At 73.5% G+C, this 15,512-nt stretch carries 14 protein-coding genes and 1 tRNA gene; 8 read left to right on the forward strand and 7 right to left on the reverse strand.

Annotated features, from left to right (window positions below; translation table 11 throughout):
* Positions 1-9 precede the first annotated feature (9 nt).
* Complete coding sequence (locus ACIQUT_RS13410) at positions 10-564, reverse strand: NUDIX hydrolase (protein WP_403562578.1); 555 nt, start codon at positions 562-564, stop codon at positions 10-12.
* Positions 565-639: 75 nt separating this feature from the next.
* Here ACIQUT_RS13410 and ACIQUT_RS13415 point away from each other — a divergent pair, with 75 nt between their 5' ends.
* The gene (locus ACIQUT_RS13415) at positions 640-2,295 is read left to right on the forward strand and encodes an FAD-binding dehydrogenase (RefSeq protein WP_403562580.1); all 1,656 of its coding nucleotides are present in this window, start codon (positions 640-642) and stop codon (positions 2,293-2,295) included.
* 170 nt (positions 2,296-2,465) lie between these two features.
* Here the strand turns inward: ACIQUT_RS13415 and ACIQUT_RS13420 are convergent, their stop codons facing one another.
* Complete coding sequence (locus ACIQUT_RS13420; protein WP_403562582.1) at positions 2,466-2,891, reverse strand: ASCH domain-containing protein; 426 nt, start codon at positions 2,889-2,891, stop codon at positions 2,466-2,468.
* A gap of 294 nt (positions 2,892-3,185) precedes the next feature.
* Between ACIQUT_RS13420 and ACIQUT_RS13425 the strand changes: the two genes are divergently transcribed.
* The 3 genes from ACIQUT_RS13425 (at position 3,186) to ACIQUT_RS13435 (ending at position 7,419) form a co-directional block, all read left to right on the forward strand.
* A complete protein-coding gene (locus ACIQUT_RS13425) occupies positions 3,186-4,133 on the forward strand; it encodes a hypothetical protein (RefSeq protein ID WP_403562584.1) in 948 nt (315 codons plus the stop codon).
* Positions 4,134-4,195: 62 nt separating this feature from the next.
* Positions 4,196-5,749 (forward strand): APC family permease, encoded by a 1,554-nt coding sequence (locus tag ACIQUT_RS13430; protein ID WP_403562587.1) that lies wholly within the window; start codon positions 4,196-4,198, stop codon positions 5,747-5,749.
* A gap of 230 nt (positions 5,750-5,979) precedes the next feature.
* Entirely contained in the window at positions 5,980-7,419 is a 1,440-nt protein-coding gene (locus ACIQUT_RS13435) for an amino acid permease (RefSeq protein ID WP_403562589.1), read from the forward strand.
* A 112-nt stretch (positions 7,420-7,531) separates the two neighbouring features.
* On the opposite strand, the gene ACIQUT_RS13440 is transcribed toward ACIQUT_RS13435, so the two are convergent.
* Both ACIQUT_RS13440 and ACIQUT_RS13445 read right to left on the reverse strand, forming a co-directional pair.
* Complete coding sequence (locus tag ACIQUT_RS13440; protein WP_403562591.1) at positions 7,532-7,891, reverse strand: zinc ribbon domain-containing protein YjdM; 360 nt, start codon at positions 7,889-7,891, stop codon at positions 7,532-7,534.
* Between the two features lie 146 nt (positions 7,892-8,037).
* A tRNA-Leu gene (locus ACIQUT_RS13445) sits at positions 8,038-8,125 on the reverse strand.
* A 163-nt stretch (positions 8,126-8,288) separates the two neighbouring features.
* Between ACIQUT_RS13445 and ACIQUT_RS13450 the strand changes: the two genes are divergently transcribed.
* From ACIQUT_RS13450 to ACIQUT_RS13460, 3 genes are all read left to right on the forward strand, one after another.
* Entirely contained in the window at positions 8,289-9,614 is a 1,326-nt protein-coding gene (locus tag ACIQUT_RS13450) for a M20/M25/M40 family metallo-hydrolase (protein ID WP_403562593.1), read from the forward strand.
* Positions 9,615-9,743: 129 nt separating this feature from the next.
* A complete protein-coding gene (gene chpH, locus ACIQUT_RS13455; protein WP_385679441.1) occupies positions 9,744-9,977 on the forward strand; it encodes a chaplin ChpH in 234 nt (77 codons plus the stop codon).
* A 100-nt stretch (positions 9,978-10,077) separates the two neighbouring features.
* Entirely contained in the window at positions 10,078-10,893 is an 816-nt protein-coding gene (locus ACIQUT_RS13460) for a chaplin family protein (protein WP_403562595.1), read from the forward strand.
* A 42-nt stretch (positions 10,894-10,935) separates the two neighbouring features.
* Here ACIQUT_RS13460 and ACIQUT_RS13465 read toward each other — a convergent pair whose 3' ends face one another.
* A complete protein-coding gene (locus ACIQUT_RS13465; protein ID WP_360622827.1) occupies positions 10,936-11,124 on the reverse strand; it encodes a DUF5703 family protein in 189 nt (62 codons plus the stop codon).
* Between the two features lie 47 nt (positions 11,125-11,171).
* Between ACIQUT_RS13465 and ACIQUT_RS13470 the strand changes: the two genes are divergently transcribed.
* Positions 11,172-11,843 carry a hypothetical protein gene (locus tag ACIQUT_RS13470; protein ID WP_403562597.1) on the forward strand — a complete coding sequence of 224 codons (672 nt, stop codon included), beginning with the start codon at positions 11,172-11,174 and terminating at the stop codon, positions 11,841-11,843.
* A gap of 97 nt (positions 11,844-11,940) precedes the next feature.
* On the opposite strand, the gene ACIQUT_RS13475 is transcribed toward ACIQUT_RS13470, so the two are convergent.
* Positions 11,941-14,493, reverse strand: a complete 2,553-nt coding sequence (locus ACIQUT_RS13475) for a helix-hairpin-helix domain-containing protein (protein WP_403562599.1) — start codon at positions 14,491-14,493, stop codon at positions 11,941-11,943.
* Positions 14,490-15,485 carry an aldo/keto reductase gene (locus tag ACIQUT_RS13480; protein WP_403562601.1) on the reverse strand — a complete coding sequence of 332 codons (996 nt, stop codon included), beginning with the start codon at positions 15,483-15,485 and terminating at the stop codon, positions 14,490-14,492. Before ACIQUT_RS13480 ends, ACIQUT_RS13475 begins: the two co-directional genes overlap by 4 nt.
* Positions 15,486-15,512: the final 27 nt, after the last annotated feature.

The following is a 15,512-nucleotide window of genomic DNA, read 5'->3' on the forward strand; positions in this document are numbered from 1 at the left end:
CCGGCCAATCTACGTCCCGGCCTGCGTCCCGGTCTGCTTCCCGGCCGCACGGAAGGCCCGCAGCCGCCGGTACGCCTCCAGCCCGTCCGGCACCCACGGCCACGCGCCGCCGTCGGCCCGGGCCGCCACCTCCTCCTCCGGCAGCCAGGCGTGCCAGGCCACCTCGGACTCCTGCGGCCGCACCGGCAGCTCGCAGCGCACCTCGTGCACGTACGACCACCAGGCCCCGCCCGGACCCTCGTACAGGAACTTGAACAGCGGCTCCGGCTGCGGCAGCCCGGACACCCCCAGCTCCTCCTCGGCCTCCCGCAGCGCGGCCGAGGCGTAGTCCTCGCCGGCGCCCAGCACCCCGCCCACGAACATGTCGTAGTGCGAGGGGAACACCAGCTTCGACGCGGTCCGCCGGTGCACGAACACCCGCCCCGCCGCATCCCTGGCCAGCACGAACACACACCGGTGGAGCAGCCCGCGCGCGTACACCTCGCCCCGCGGCGCCTGCCCGGTCACCCGGTCCTCGCGGTCCACCACGTCCAGCACTTCATCAGCAGCACTCACACGGTTCATCCAACCACCGCCATTGACGGGTTACCGCTCCGTAGCCAAGGATCTGCCCCACCAGCGACCGGAGGACGACTTCGCATGACGTACGACGCAGACGTGATCGTGATCGGGGCCGGGCTCGCGGGCCTGGTGGCCACCGCCGAGCTCGTCGACGCGGGCCGCACGGTGATCCTCCTCGACCAGGAGCCCGAGCAGTCCCTCGGCGGCCAGGCGCACTGGTCCTTCGGCGGCCTGTTCTTCGTCGACTCGCCCGAACAGCGCCGGATGCGGATCAAGGACAGCCGCGCCCTCGCCCTCCAGGACTGGCTCGGCACCGCCGGCTTCGACCGCCCGGAGGACACCTGGCCCCGCCGCTGGGCGGAGGCGTACGTCGACTTCGCCGCCGGCGAGAAGCGGTCCTGGCTGCACGCGCAGGGCGTCCGCTTCTTCCCCGTGGTCGGCTGGGCCGAACGGGGCGGCTACGGCGCCCTCGGCCACGGGAACTCCGTACCCCGCTTCCACATCACCTGGGGCACCGGCCCCGGCCTGGTCGAACCCTTCGCCCGCCGGATCCGCGCCGGGGCCGACCGGGGCCTGGTCCGGCTGAGGTTCCGCCACCGCGTCACCGGAATCTCCCGGACCGCGGGCGCCCTGGACACCGTGACCGGCGAGATCCTGGAGCCGTCCGCCGCCGAACGCGGCACTGCGAGCAGCCGCAAGCCCGTCGGCGGCTTCCAGCTGCGCGCCCAGGCCGTGATCGTGGCCGCCGGCGGCATCGGCGGCAACCACGACCTCGTGCGCAAGCAGTGGCCCGCCCGGCTCGGCACCCCGCCGCAGCGGATGCTCTCCGGGGTCCCGGCGCACGTGGACGGGCTGATGCTGGGCATCGCCGAGGACGCAGGCGCCCGCCACATCAACAAGGACCGGATGTGGCACTACACCGAGGGCATCGAGAACTGGAACCCGATCTGGGCCCGCCACGGCATCCGCATCCTGCCCGGCCCCTCCTCGCTCTGGCTGGACGCCACCGGCAGACGGCTGCCCGTACCCCTCTTCCCCGGCTTCGACACCCTCGGCACCCTCGACCACATCATGCAGACGGGCCACGACCACACCTGGTTCGTGCTCAACCGGCGCATCATCGGCAAGGAGTTCGGCCTGTCCGGCTCCGAGCAGAACCCCGACCTCACCGGCAGGTCCGTGCGCGACGTCATCGACCGCGCCCGGCAGGCGGTACCGGCACCGGTCCAGGCCTTCATGGACCGCGGCGCGGACTTCGTCGTCGAACGCGACCTGTCCGCGCTCGTCCGCGGCATGAACGCGGTCACCGGCGAGGACCTGCTCGACGAGGCCACCGTCCGCCGGGAGACCGAGGCCCGGGACCGGGAGATCGCCAACCCCTTCACCAAGGACCTCCAGGTCACCGCCATCCGCGGCGCCCGCAAGTACCTCGGCGACCGGCTCGTGCGCACCGCCGCCCCGCACCGCATCCTGGACCCCGCGGCCGGACCGCTCATCGCCGTCCGGCTGTCCGTCCTGACCCGCAAGTCCCTCGGCGGCCTGGAGACCGACCTGTCCTCCCGGGTGCTCACCGAGTCCGGCGACCCACTGCCCGGCCTGTACGCCGCCGGCGAGGCGGCCGGGTTCGGCGGCGGCGGGGTGCACGGCTACCGCGCGCTGGAGGGCACCTTCCTCGGCGGCTGCATCTTCTCGGGCCGGGCGGCGGGCCGGGCCGCGGCGGCAGCGGTCGGCTGAGCTTCAGCGCTCCGCGGGGTGCTGTGACGGGCCGTCTGTAGCCTGCGGGTCCGTTGTGGCCGGTCGCGCAGTTCTCCGCGCCCCCTTCGGGGCGCTGCCGTACTGCCGGCGGTCGTCTGCGGGTCCGTTGTGGCTGGTCGCGCCGTTCCCCGCGCCCCTTCGGGCGCGGTTCAGCCGATCCGCTCGACGACCCGGAACCGTTCCGCGACCACCAGGGTGTCGTCGTCGACCGTGTAGTCCGGATCGCCGATCACCGCCCGGACCGGATCGCTGTGCCAGAAGCTCTCGTGCGAGGCGCGCCATTCGGCCACGGACGCGTACCCCTCGCCCTCGTCCAGCGCATGCCGAAGGTCCACGTCGGCGAGCCGCACCACCCGCACCTCCGTCACCTCCACCACCGCCACCGCCCGCTCGTCCGAGTCCACCAGCACGCTCCGGTCGCCCGGCTCGGGCAGCGGCTCGCCCTCGGCCTCGTACTCCGGCAGCAGGCCCGTCGTGGAGGTCTTCGCCCCGCTCAGCACGGCCGCCACCAGCGCGTCGCGCAGCGGCCCGGGGAAGCCCAGCAGATAGGGAGGAAGGTCTTCGTGCGTCGTCATGGGCCCACCCTACGGCCCGCTCCGGCACCCGCCCCGAACCGGAAGGTGGAGCTCAACTCTGCGCCAATCAGGACCAGTTGAAACGCGCCACCCAGTGGACTGGACCTTGACTCGGAGCTGTACCTACCGGTTTGCTGTGCGTGATCATCCCGCGTCGCGCCCGAAGTCCCGTCGTGCGCGCCGGCGTACCCGTCGTACCCGTCGCCGTTCCCGGCGTACCCGTCGTTTTCGTCGTTCCCGTCGTACGTGCCGAACCGTCCGCCCGCGCCCGTGTTCCTGGAGGGAAAACCGCGGATGTCCCCGCCTCCGCCGCCCCTCGGCCGCGCCCGCAAGCGGGAGGCCCAGCTCTTCGACCCGGCCCTGTGCGACACCGAACTCGTGGACGTCCGGACCCGGTTCACCCAGGGCCGGTGGGCCAGGGCCCGCGCCCTCCTGGCCGGCACGGGGGACGACTGGGACCGCCGCGGCCACCGGATCGTCGTCCTCGCCGAAACCCCGGCCGCGACCGCCTGGGCCGGCGAATGGCTGCTCGCCGAACCCGACAGCGCCGACGCCGCCACCCTCCTCGCCTGCGCCGCCGTCTTCACCGCGCTGCGCCGCAAGGGCACACCCGAGGAGGCCGAGGAGGCCTGCCACCGGGCCGCCGCCCTGCTGCCCGCCGACCCCACCCCCTGGCTCGGCCTGCTCATGCTGTCCCGCGCCTTCGGCTCCCAGGAGGAGTTCAGCCGCCACTTCGACCAGGTCCGGGCTCGGCACCGGGAGCACCACCACGCCCACCACCTGATGGTCGCCCGCCTCGCCGAGCACGCCCCCGCCTCCGGCCAGGACCCGCTCCACGAGGTCTACGACTTCGCCGCCTGGGCCGCCGAGGAGTCCCCGGCCGACTCCCCCCTCGCCGTCCTCCCGGTCATCGCGCACGCCGAGCGCTACCGGGTCCTCGCCGCCGCCCACGGCCGCGGCCCCGAGGGCGCCGCCGCCCACTGGTCGAGCCGCCGCGCCCGCCAGGTGCTGCGCGCCGCCTTTGACTGGTGGCTGGAGTGGGAGCGCGAGGACCACCCCCGCAACCGGGTCGACCTCAACTTCCTCGCCCACGCCAAGCTCTGCGAGGGCCGCCCCGCCGAGGCCGCCGCCCTCTTCCACCGCATCGGCAGCCACGCCACCCGGGCCCCCTGGTCCTACCCCGACCTCGACCCCCGCAAGGCGTTCCTCGCCGCCCGCAACGCCGCTCTCGGCACCGCCTGACGGCGGCCCCGGGCGCACCACCCCCGCACCGCTCGACCTTCCTTCCCCCGAAAGGACACCCCATGGCGACGGGCAGACCCACCACGCTCGGCACCCCGCCCGGCCCCGCCGAGATCCGCACGTACAAGGGCCAGGAGCGGGCCCTGCGCGCCGGCCGGCTCGGCACCGCCGGCCTGCTGCTCTCCGTACTGGCCGCCAGCGCCCCCCTGATGGTGGTCGCCGGTGTGATGCCCACCACCTTCGGTGTGATGGGCATCGTCGGACAGCCCCTGCTGTTCGTGATCCTCGGCATCGTGCTCGCCCTCTTCGGCGTCGGCTACGCCGAGATGAGCCGCCACGTCCACAACGCCGGCGCCTTCTACGCGTACATCGCCCGCGGCCTCGGCCCGACCGCCGGCGCGGGCGCCTCGCTCGTCGCCCTCGTCGCGTACAGCGCCATGCAGGTCGGCGTGTACGGCATCCTCGGCTTCGAGATGTCCGGCCTCTTCGCCACCTACCTGAAGACCGACGTCGCCTGGTGGATCCCCGCCCTGGCCGCCGTCGCCGTCACCGGTGCGCTCGGCTGGCTCAAGATCGACCTGAACGCGCGGGTCCTCGGCGTCCTGCTCCTCATCGAGTGCGCCCTCGTCGTCGTCTTCGACGCCGCCGCCCTCGCCGACCCCGGACCGCAGGGCCTCTCCCTGCACGCCTTCAACCCCGCCACCCTCGGCGGCGCCGGCCTCGGCACCGCCCTGTGCTTCTGCATCGCCGCGTTCGTCGGCTTCGAGCAGTCCCCGGTGTACGCCGAGGAGACCAGCAAGCCGCACATCGTCGTCTCCCGCGTGATGTTCCTCGCGGTCGGCTTCGCCGCCCTCTTCTTCGCGCTGAGCGCCTGGGCCCTCACCGTCGCCACCGGCCCCGCCGAGGTCGTGAAGACCGCCGGGGAGGCCGGCCCCGGACTGCTGTTCCAGCTCACCGGGGAACGCCTCGGCGCCGGCTTCACCGACGTCCTGCACGTCCTGTTCGTGACCGGCATGTTCGCGGCGATGCTCAGCTTCCACAACGTCGTCGCCCGCTACGCCTTCGCCATGGGCCGCGAGGGCCTCCTCCCGGCCGCCTTCGGCCGGACCAACCCCGGTACCGGCGCCCCCGCCACCGGCTCCCTGCTCCAGACGGCCGTCGCCGCCGTCGTCGTCCTCGCCTTCGCCGCCGCCGACGACAAGCCGAACGGCGACCCCACCACGCCCGTCCTGCACCTGTTCACCTGGATGGGCAGCGTCGGCGCCCTCGGCGTGACACTTCTCATGGCCACCGCCTCCGTCGCCGTCATCGCCTTCTTCGTCCGCCGCGGCACCGCCGCCGCCCAGCTGTGGCGCCTCCTCGCGGCCGGGGCCGCCGGGATCGCCCTCCTCGGCATCGCCGCCTACACCGTGAAGGACTTCGGCGTCCTGGTCGGCGCCGGCGAGGGCTCCGCGCTCAGCTGGATACTGCCCGGCATCATCGGCGCCGCCGCCGTGGGCGGCCTGCTGTACGGGCTCGTGCTGCGCAGCCGCAAGCCCGAGGTGCACGCCCGGATCGGCCTGGGGAACGAGGCGTTCAGGCTCGACCAGGCCGCGGAGGCCACCCCGCACGACTGACTGCCCTGCAGACGCACACCACCCTCGCTTTCACCCCTTTACGAGGCCCCCGACACCTGTTTCGAAGGTCGTCGGGGGCCTTCGTGCACAGGGCCGGGTTTTGGCCATGGCGGAGGCTCATGGTCTCCTATGGCGACAAAAACCACCGGAACCCCGCACAGGTGACCCCACCCAGCTTCCCTGCGCGGCGGCCCGGCTTGCCTGTCCCACCCACGAAGGCGAAGTCCCACATGAGTGACCGCACCTTGACCGAGGCCCCCGCCAAGGTCACCGCCTCCCACGTCGACGCAGGTGACGAGGGTTACAGCAAGGACCTCAAGTCCCGCCACATCAACATGATCGCCATCGGCGGGGCGATAGGCACCGGCCTGTTCCTCGGTGCCGGCGGCCGGCTCGCCGGCGCGGGCCCCTCCCTCGCGATCGCGTACGCGGTGTGCGGCATCTTCGCCTTCTTCGTCGTGCGGGCCCTCGGCGAGCTCGTCCTGTACCGCCCCTCCTCCGGCGCGTTCGTCTCGTACGCGCGCGAGTTCATGGGTGAGAAGGGCGCCTACACGGCCGGCTGGCTGTACTTCCTGAACTGGTCCACGACCACTGTGGCCGACATCACGGCCGCCGCGACCTACGCGCACTTCTGGTCGATGTTCACCAGCGTCCCGCAGTGGGTCCTGGCCCTGATCGCCCTCGCCATCGTCCTCACCGCGAACCTGATCTCGGTGAAGTACTTCGGCGAGATGGAGTTCTGGTTCTCCCTCATCAAGGTCGCCGCCCTGGCGATCTTCCTGGTCGTCGCCATCTACCTGGTCGCCACCAGCCACGACATCGGCGGCCACACCCCGGGCCTGTCCACCATCACCGACAACGGCGGCATCTTCCCGTCCGGCGTCCTCCCGATGCTCCTCGTGGTCCAGGGCGTCGTCTTCGCCTACGCCTCCGTCGAGCTGTGCGGCGTCGCCGCCGGCGAGACCGAGAACCCCGAGAAGATCATGCCGAAGGCGATCAACTCGATCATGTGGCGCGTCGGCCTCTTCTACGTCGGCTCCGTCGTCCTGCTCGCGATGCTCCTCCCGTACACCGCGTACTCCTCCGACCAGAGCCCCTTCGTCACCGTCTTCGACAAGCTCGGCATCCCCGGCACCGCCGGCATCATGAACCTCGTCGTGCTGACCGCGGCCCTCTCCAGCCTGAACTCCGGCCTGTACTCCACCGGCCGCATCCTGCGCTCGATGGCCATGTCCGGCTCCGCCCCGAAGTTCACCGCCCGCATGAACAAGGGCAAGGTCCCCTACGGCGGCGTCCTGTTCACCGCCGCCTTCGGCCTCGCCGGCGTCGGCCTGAACTACCTCATGCCGAAGGACGCCTTCGAGCTCGTCCTGAACTTCGCCTCGCTCGGCATCCTCGGCACCTGGGCGATGGTCATGATCTGCTCGCTGTTCTTCTGGCGCCGCTCGCAGCAGGGCCTGGTCGAGCGCCCCGCCTACCGGCTGCCCTGGGCCCCGTACACCCAGATCATCACCCTGGTCTTCCTCTTCTCGGTGCTGGTCCTGATGTGGCTCGACGGCGGCGTGGGCCGCACCACGGTCCTGTGCGTCCCGGTCATCGCCGCCCTGCTCGTCGGCGGCTGGTACCTGGTCCGCCGCCGCGTGGCGGAGATCGCCGCCGCCCGCCGCTGACCGACGCCCCGAACTGACGAAAGGACCCCCTGCCGGATGGGCAGGGGGTCCTTTCGCCGTACCGCGGGCTCCACGGCCCCGCTGCGGGCCCGGACCGGGCCGTTCAGGCCCGTCAGGCCTTCTTCACCACGCTGGACTTCAGCTGCATGGCCCCGAAGCCCTCGATCCGGCAGTCGATGTCGTGGCCGTCGACGCCGTCCACGAGGCGGATGTTGCGCACCTTGGTACCGGCCTTGATCCCCGAGGCGCTCCCCTTCACCTTGAGCGCCTTGACGACGGTGACGGTGTCGCCGTCCTGCAGGACGTTGCCGACGGAGTCCCGGATGACGCGCTCGCCGGCCGCGTCCGCGGCGGGGGCGTCCTCCTCGGCGGGAACCCATTCGTGGCCGCATTCGGGGCAGACCACGAGCGCGTTCATCTCATAGGTGTACGCACAGGAGCATTTCGGGCAAGGGGGAAGATTCTCAAGCATGCTCCCAGGGTAGCCCCGCCTTTTCGGCGGAACTGCCGACGAGAAACCGAGCAGCACCGAGAAGAACCAGGAGAACCGGCAAGGCCCGGGAAGGCCCGGGAAGGCCCGGGAAAAGCAGAGAACCCCACGTGATGTGGGGTTCTCAGTGGTGTCCGAGGGGGGACTTGAACCCCCACGCCCGATAAAGGGCACTAGCACCTCAAGCTAGCGCGTCTGCCATTCCGCCACCCGGACAAGGTGTCTGTCTCGCGGCCCTCGGCCGTTCCGACGTGGAAAACATTACCAAACATTCCGGGGTGCTCGATCACGCCCCCTGCGGCCGGAGACGCCCTTGGGCGGAGCGGGCCGAAGCGGGAGGATGGGGAGGCAGTCGGACCGATCAGTGGGAGGAAGCAGCGTGAGCCAGTCGAGCGCGGGCAGGACCGTCTCCGGCGAGGACGAGGTCGTCGACCTCTGCAGAGACCTCATCCGGATCGACACCAGCAACTACGGGGACCACTCGGGCCCCGGCGAGCGCAAGGCCGCCGAGTGGGTCGCGGAGAAGCTCGCCGAGGTCGGGCTGGAGCCGCAGATCTTCGAGTCCCACAAGGGGCGTGCCTCGACCGTCGCCCGGATCGAGGGCGAGGACCCCTCCCGTCCCGCGCTGCTGATCCACGGGCACACCGACGTGGTGCCGGCGAACGCCGCCGACTGGACGCACGACCCGTTCTCCGGAGAGATCGCCGACGGGTGCGTGTGGGGCCGCGGCGCCGTCGACATGAAGGACATGGACGCGATGACGCTCGCCGTCGTACGCGACCGGCTGCGCAGCGGCCGCAAGCCCCCGCGGGACATCGTGCTGGCCTTCCTCGCCGACGAGGAGGCGGGCGGCGTGTACGGTGCCCGGCACCTCGTGGACAAGCACCCCGGGCTGTTCGAGGGGGTCACCGAGGCGATCGGCGAGGTCGGCGGCTTCTCGTTCACCGTGAACGAGAACCTGCGGCTGTACCTGGTGGAGACCGCCCAGAAGGGCATGCACTGGATGCGGCTCACCGTGGAGGGCACGGCGGGCCACGGCTCGATGACGAACAACGACAACGCGATCACGGAGCTCTGCGAGGCCGTGGCGCGGCTCGGCCGCCACCAGTGGCCGGTGCGCGTCACCAAGACCGTACGGTCCTTCCTGGACGAGCTCTCGGACGCGCTGGGCACCCCCCTCGACCCCGACGACATGGACGCCACCCTCGCCAAGCTCGGCGGCATCGCCAAGATGGTCGGGGCCACGCTGCGGAACTCGGCCGCGCCGACCATGCTGGGCGCCGGCTACAAGGTGAACGTCATCCCCGGCCAGGCCACCGCCCACGTGGACGGCCGCTTCCTGCCCGGCTACGAGGACGAGTTCTTCGCCGACCTCGACCGGATCCTCGGCCCGCGCGTGAAGCGGGAGGACGTGCACGCCGACAAGGCCCTGGAGACCGACTTCGACGGCCGACTCGTCGACGCCATGCAGAGCGCCCTCAAGGCCGAGGACCCGATCGCGCGCGCCGTCCCGTACATGCTGTCCGGCGGCACCGACGCCAAGTCCTTCGACGACCTCGGCATCCGCTGCTTCGGCTTCGCTCCGCTGCAGCTGCCGCCGGAGCTGGACTTCGCGGGGATGTTCCACGGGGTGGACGAGCGGGTGCCGGTGGAGGGGCTGAAGTTCGGCGCGCGCGTCCTCGACCGATTCATTGACAACTGCTGAGATTCGCGAAGGTGTGCGCATTCCACTGGGAAGAGTGAATGCGCTCATACGCTCGTAGCCCCGGTGATCCCTCCTCGTTACAGGTGATGCGGTCCGCGGCTGGGACCGCATTGCCTACTAGGAGGAACAATGCTGAAGAAGGTTGTGGCCGCTGCCGCCGCCACCGGTGGTCTCGTTCTCGCGGGTGCCGGCCTGGCCGTTGCCGACGCGGGTGCCCAGGGTGCGGCCATCGGCTCCCCCGGTGTCCTGTCCGGCAACGTCGTTCAGGTCCCGATCCACATCCCGGTGAACGTCTGCGGCAACACCATCAACGTCGTCGGCCTGCTGAACCCGGCCTTCGGCAACACCTGCGTCAACGCCTGACGCACCTGAAGTCTTGGGCCCCGGAACGCATCCCAGCGTTCCGGGGCCGCCGGGCTTCAGGGCCCGGCCGTTCGTTTTTTCAGCTGGGGGAAACACACAGATGCGACGACAGGCAGCGGTCACCAGGAAGACCCTGATCACCATGGCGGCGGCAGGGGGTGTGCTCGCGCTCGGCGGGGGATACGCGCACGCCGACTCCGGCGCGTCCGGCCATGCCGCGAACTCCCCGGGCGTCCTGTCCGGGAACAACGTCCAAGCGCCCGTGGACGTTCCGGTGAACGTCTGCGGGAACACGGTCACGGTCATCGGGGGACTCAACCCGGCCTTCGGCAACCGCTGTTCCAACGAATCGGCGAAGCCGGCCAAGCCGACGAAGCCGGACAACCCGAAGCCGGACAATCCGAAGCCGGAGAACCCGGGGTACCCGGGCCAGCCCGGCGGGCCGGACGAGCCGTGCGACGAGGGCGAACACCCGGGCAACCCCGGTACGCCGAGTACGCCCGGTCAGCCCGGTACGCCGGGCCAGCCGAGCACTCCAGGCCAGCCCGGTACGCCGAGCACGCCCGGTCAGCCCGGTACGCCGAGCACTCCGGGCCAGCCCGGCACCCCGAGCACGCCCGGTCAGCCGGGTACGCCGGGCCAGCCGAGCACTCCCGGTCAGCCGGGTACGCCGAGCACTCCCGGTCAGCCCGGCACGCCGGGTACGCCCGGCCAGCCCGGGACCCCGGGTGGGCCCGGGACCGGAACGGTGACCCCGGGGACGGACACCGGGACCGGCATCGGGATCGCGCCCGCCCGGCAGGCGGGACTCGCGGCGACCGGCGCCGGGGACGTCCTCGGCGTGGGCCTTCCGCTCGCCGCCGGAACGCTGATCGCCGGCGCTCTGCTCTACCGGCGTGCCCGCACCACGACCTGACGGGCCCTCACGGCGACGCGGGCCCCGTCCACGGGGTCCGCGTCACCACGTGGCGCGGACCTGACGGATGATCCGCCGCCGCAGCCGCACGCGCCGGCTGCCGTCCCGGTGCAGGGTCAGCCGGTCCAGCTCCCAATGCCCGTACTCGGCATGGTCGGTCAGCAGTCGGGTCGCCTCGCTGCGGGGGACGCCGCGGGGCACGTACACGTCGACGAATTCGTATTCCGGCATCGCATCTATTGTGCGGGCACAGCCCCGCTACGGATAGCGTCTGCACTATGTCTGATGCCGCTCTGCCCACTGTTGCCGAGGTACGCGCCGCCGCCGAGGCGGTCAAGGCCGCCATCGACCGTCACCTCGCCGCGGTCGAGAGCAGGATCGGGGACGAGGACCCGGCCGTCTACGCCGCATTCAACGAACTCGCCGCCGCCGCCGAGGAGTACGACGAACTGCTCTACGACCGGTACGACGAGGTCACGCCGTTCGAGATCCCCACGCCCGAGGACGGAGCCCCGTACCGCGGACCCGCCGAGCCCGCCGCGTTCAGCGTGCTCATCCGCCGCGACTACACCGTCTCCAAGCCGGCGCGGCTGATCGCCCAGGCCGACCGGGTCGCGGCGCACGACAGAGAGGCCGAACTCGTCCACGACGGCGGCACCGCCGGTGCGCTCGGCGTCCTCTTCGGGGAGTACGAGCCCGACGAAATCGCCTCCCGCGCGAAGGACTTCGGCCTGGAGGAGGGCGACTCGACCCTCTGGATCGCCGCCGCGCGCGAGGCCGCGGAGCCGGGGGAGTGGCTGGGCTCGCCCTTCGGGAACACCGATCCGCAGGACGTACTGCACCGGTTCGACGTCAGCTCCGTCTTCGACGACGACGACGAGGACGAGGACGAGGAGGTGGACGAGGGCGAGGACGACGAGGCGGCCGAGCCCGGCTTCGCCCCCGCCTGATCCGCCCGAGGCCGCAAACGGCGACGCGGCCCCCGCCCGGGCAGGGCAGGGGCCGCGTCGGCCGTTCCGTAGGCGGTTCCGTCGGCGGTTCCGGTGGCTACTCCGGCTGCTCCCCGGCCGCCGCGGCCTGCGTCCGCAGCAGACCCGCCAGCCGCGTCGTACGCGGCTTCGGCAGCACCTCCGCGACCGCGCGCGGCAGCGCCTGGTCGACGCCGTGCACCACCGACAGGTGCCGCTCGGCCCGGCCGAACGCCGTGTACACCCAGTCCCGCGACAGCGTCTGCGCCGCGTCACCGGGCAGGACGGCCACCACCGCCGGCCAGCGCATGCCGACGGCCTGATGCGCCGTCACCGCCCAGCCGTGCCGCACCTGTGCCGCCACCCGCTCCTTCGGCACGACGACCGGCCCGCCCGCGGTGTCCAGGTGGAGGCCCTCCGCGTCCGCCGAGACCACCCGGCCCGGAACGGCCCGCCCGGGCGAGGGCACGTGGACGATCCGGTCGCCGGGGTCGAAGCCGTCGAACCGGCCCGGGCCGGGGTTCAGCCGCTCCTTCAGCGCCGCGTTCAGCGCCCGGGTGCCCGCCGGGCCGCCGTGGCCCGGGGTGATCACCTGGATGCCGTCCGCGCCGATCCCGAAAGCCCGCGGCACCGACTCCGCCACCAGCTGCACGGTCCGGTGCACCGCCTCGCCCGCATCGCGCACGGGGACGATGACGACCTCCTTGCCGGGGGCCTCGACCTGGTTCAGCTCGCCGATCCCGATGCCCGAGACCAGCTCGCCGAGCGGCCCCGGATCGGGGATGCGGGAGACCGGCTGCGGGCAGACGCGGGCCGCGAGCACATCCGCGAACACCCGGCCCGGACCCGCCGACCCGAGCACCGCCGGATCCCCGGACAGCACCAGCCGGGCCCCGTCGGGCACCGACTCCACCAGCTCGGCGGCGCTCTCCACGTCCAACTGCGGCGCGTCCAGCACCACGAGCAGATCCAGCGCGAACTGCCCGTCCGCGTCCCGCTCCGGCCCCTCGGTCCCGGCCAGCAGCCCGGCCACGGTGACGGCACCCGGCGCGGGGGCGTGCGCGGCCAGGCAGGTGCGCAGGCCCAGCTTTCCGGCGGCCTCCAGCAGGGCCAGCGGCTCGGCGCGGGCCGCTTCGCCGCCGGTGTGGACGACCAGGCCGTGCGCGGCGACCGCCCGGATCAGCTCGGCGCCCGTTCCGGTGGCGGCCGCCTCCCAGTCCGCGGCGTCCGCGGCGTCCGCGGCGTCCGCCGAGCCCGCGGCGCCGGTGAAGGTGCCCGCCAGCCGGGCCAGGCCGTCGGCCAGGCTCTCCTCGGCCAGCGCGTACGCCTCCAGGCCCATCAGCACCCTCACGGGCTGCTCCTCGCCCTCCGCGACGGGCGCGCCCAGCGGCTCGTGGAAGACCAGGACCAGACCCTCGGCGACGGCCTGCTCCAGGGCCTCGGCCGGCTGCGGAACCCCGTACCGGTCCAGGGCGGACTCCAGGGTGGGCGCCTCCAGGGCGGTGTGCCCCTTGAGAGCGGCCTGCTCCAGCAGCCAGCCGACGAGCGCGGCGGCGCGGCGCTCGTCGCCCGGGCCCGCGGCCTGGCCCAGCAGGGCCCGGGCGAAGGAGTCCGCCTGGGTCGGGCGGATCCCGGCCACGGCCAGCAGGCGCCAGGGGTTCTCGGTGAGCGCGTCGGCGGCGCCCTCGCCGAGGGCGGCGGCGGCCGGGGCGGCGAGCTGCTCGGGGGCGCCGCCGCGGCCCAGGACGGCCCGTACGGCCTCGACGGCCGCCGCGGACGGGGCGGCGGGGGACCGGTCGGCGGCGGCCGCCGCGGCCGGGCGGGGGCGCGGCGGGGCCGCCTGCGCGGGGGCCGGGGCGGGCCGTCGCGGAGCGGCCGGGGCCTCGTCGAAGTAGCGCGGGGAGGGCTTCTCCCCGCTCTCCACGGCCCGTACGGCGGCCAGCAGGTCGGCGGCCGTGCCGCTGAGCTTGGCGCCGGCCTGGACCGGGCTCGGGCGTTCCGCCTTGCGGCGGGCGATGCGCTCGCGCTCGACCCGCTGCGCCGCCAGCTCGGCCTGGGCCTCGCTCAGCTGCTGGGCCGCGGCGTCACCCTCCGCCTCCGCGGTGGGCTGGGGCCCTGCGGGGCTCTCCCCCTCCCCGCCCCTTCCCGAAACCGTGGGCTCCGCCCCCGGCCCCCCGGCACCGCCCGCCACCCCGCCGTCGCCGTCCCCGGCTCCGCCGGATGCCGCTGCACCGGGGCCTTCGTCCCCGTCGGTGGGGGCCTCGGGCTCGGTGGCGCCGTCTCCGGCTTCGGCGGATGCCGTGGGAGTCTCCGCGCCGCTGCCGGGGCCTGTCTCCGCTTCGGCGGTGTCGTCCCCGTCGGAGGGGGTCTCGGGCTCGGTGGGGTCGGTTCCGGTCTCATCGGATGCCGACGGCGCCCCTGTGCCGGATTCTGCGTCCGCGGCCTTCGGCGCCTCGGCTTCGGCCGGGGCGGCCGTGTCGGGGGTCGCTGTGCCGGCCGCCGGCGGCTTCTCGGGGGCCGGGCCCGGGGCGCCGGCCGGGGCCGCTTCGGCGGGTCCGGTGGCGGGGGCCTGCGGGGCCTCGCCCTGCGGGCCGGGGGAGGCCGGCTCGGCGGCGTGGCGGTCCGTACTCACAGCGTGCTCCAGTCCTGGTCGGGGTAGCGGTGCACCGGGGCCGACACATCGTCCAGCGCCCGGCGGATCTCCTCCGGAAGACTAAGGGCCTCCACCGACAGCGCCTCCGCCAGCTGTGCGGCGGTCCGCGCGCCGACGATCGGCGCGGCCACCCCCGGCCGGTCCCGCACCCACGCCAGCGCCACCTGGAGCGGGGTCACGGCCAGGCCGTGGGCGGCCGTGGCCACCGCGTCCACGATCCGGCCCGACGCCTCGTCCAGGTACGGCTCCACGAAGGCGCCCATGGCCGGCGACGCGCCGCGGGAGTCCGCCGGGATCCCGGCCCGGTACTTGCCCGTCAGCACCCCGCGTCCCAGCGGCGACGACGGCAGCAGGCCGACGCCCAGGTCCAGCGCCGCCGGCAGCACCTCCCGCTCCACGCCCCGCTGGAGCAGCGAGTACTCCATCTGGGCGCCGGCCAGCCGGGTCCGGCCCCCGCCCGGCGCCGCCAGCTGCCAGGTCGCCGCCTTCGCCAGCTGCCAGCCGCTGAACTCCGCCACCCCCGCATAGCGGGCTCGCCCGCTGCTCACGGCCAGGTCCAGCGCCTGCAGGGTCTCCTCCAGCGGGGTCGCCGGGTCGAAGGCGTGGATCTGCCACAGGTCCACGTAGTCGGTGCCCAGCCGGCCCAGCGAGTCGTCCAGGGCGGCCAGCAGGTGCCCGCGCGAGCCGTCGAAGCGCCGGTCCGGGTCCGCGACGCCGCCCGCCTTGGTCGCGATGACCAGCTCCCGGCGCGGCACGAGCCCGCCGACGATCTGCCCGAGCAGGTACTCCGCCTCGCCGCCGCCGTACACGTCGGCCGTGTCGACGAGGGTGCCGCCCGCGTCCCAGAAGGTCTTCAACTGCTCGGCGGCGCCCGCCTCGTCCGGCCCGTCCGCCGACCGGCCCCAGGTCAGGGTGCCGAGGCCGATCCGGGACACGCGCAGGCCGGTGCGGCCGAGATGCCTCTGCTCCATGACCGCTGAGACTACTGGGGCACTGAC

Source organism: Streptomyces sp. NPDC090445, from assembly GCF_044769385.1.
Lineage (GTDB): Bacteria > Actinomycetota > Actinomycetes > Streptomycetales > Streptomycetaceae > Streptomyces.

Coding starts and splice junctions, on each gene's coding strand:
- ACIQUT_RS13410 (WP_403562578.1), bottom strand. CDS start 564: ATGAACCGTGTGAGTGCTGCTGATGAAGTGCTGGACGTGGTGGACCGC.
- ACIQUT_RS13415 (WP_403562580.1), top strand. CDS start 640: ATGACGTACGACGCAGACGTGATCGTGATCGGGGCCGGGCTCGCGGGC.
- ACIQUT_RS13420 (WP_403562582.1), bottom strand. CDS start 2,891: ATGACGACGCACGAAGACCTTCCTCCCTATCTGCTGGGCTTCCCCGGG.
- ACIQUT_RS13425 (WP_403562584.1), top strand. CDS start 3,186: ATGTCCCCGCCTCCGCCGCCCCTCGGCCGCGCCCGCAAGCGGGAGGCC.
- ACIQUT_RS13430 (WP_403562587.1), top strand. CDS start 4,196: ATGGCGACGGGCAGACCCACCACGCTCGGCACCCCGCCCGGCCCCGCC.
- ACIQUT_RS13435 (WP_403562589.1), top strand. CDS start 5,980: ATGAGTGACCGCACCTTGACCGAGGCCCCCGCCAAGGTCACCGCCTCC.
- ACIQUT_RS13440 (WP_403562591.1), bottom strand. CDS start 7,891: ATGCTTGAGAATCTTCCCCCTTGCCCGAAATGCTCCTGTGCGTACACC.
- chpH (WP_385679441.1), top strand. CDS start 9,744: ATGCTGAAGAAGGTTGTGGCCGCTGCCGCCGCCACCGGTGGTCTCGTT.
- ACIQUT_RS13460 (WP_403562595.1), top strand. CDS start 10,078: ATGCGACGACAGGCAGCGGTCACCAGGAAGACCCTGATCACCATGGCG.
- ACIQUT_RS13465 (WP_360622827.1), bottom strand. CDS start 11,124: ATGCCGGAATACGAATTCGTCGACGTGTACGTGCCCCGCGGCGTCCCC.
- ACIQUT_RS13470 (WP_403562597.1), top strand. CDS start 11,172: ATGTCTGATGCCGCTCTGCCCACTGTTGCCGAGGTACGCGCCGCCGCC.
- ACIQUT_RS13480 (WP_403562601.1), bottom strand. CDS start 15,485: ATGGAGCAGAGGCATCTCGGCCGCACCGGCCTGCGCGTGTCCCGGATC.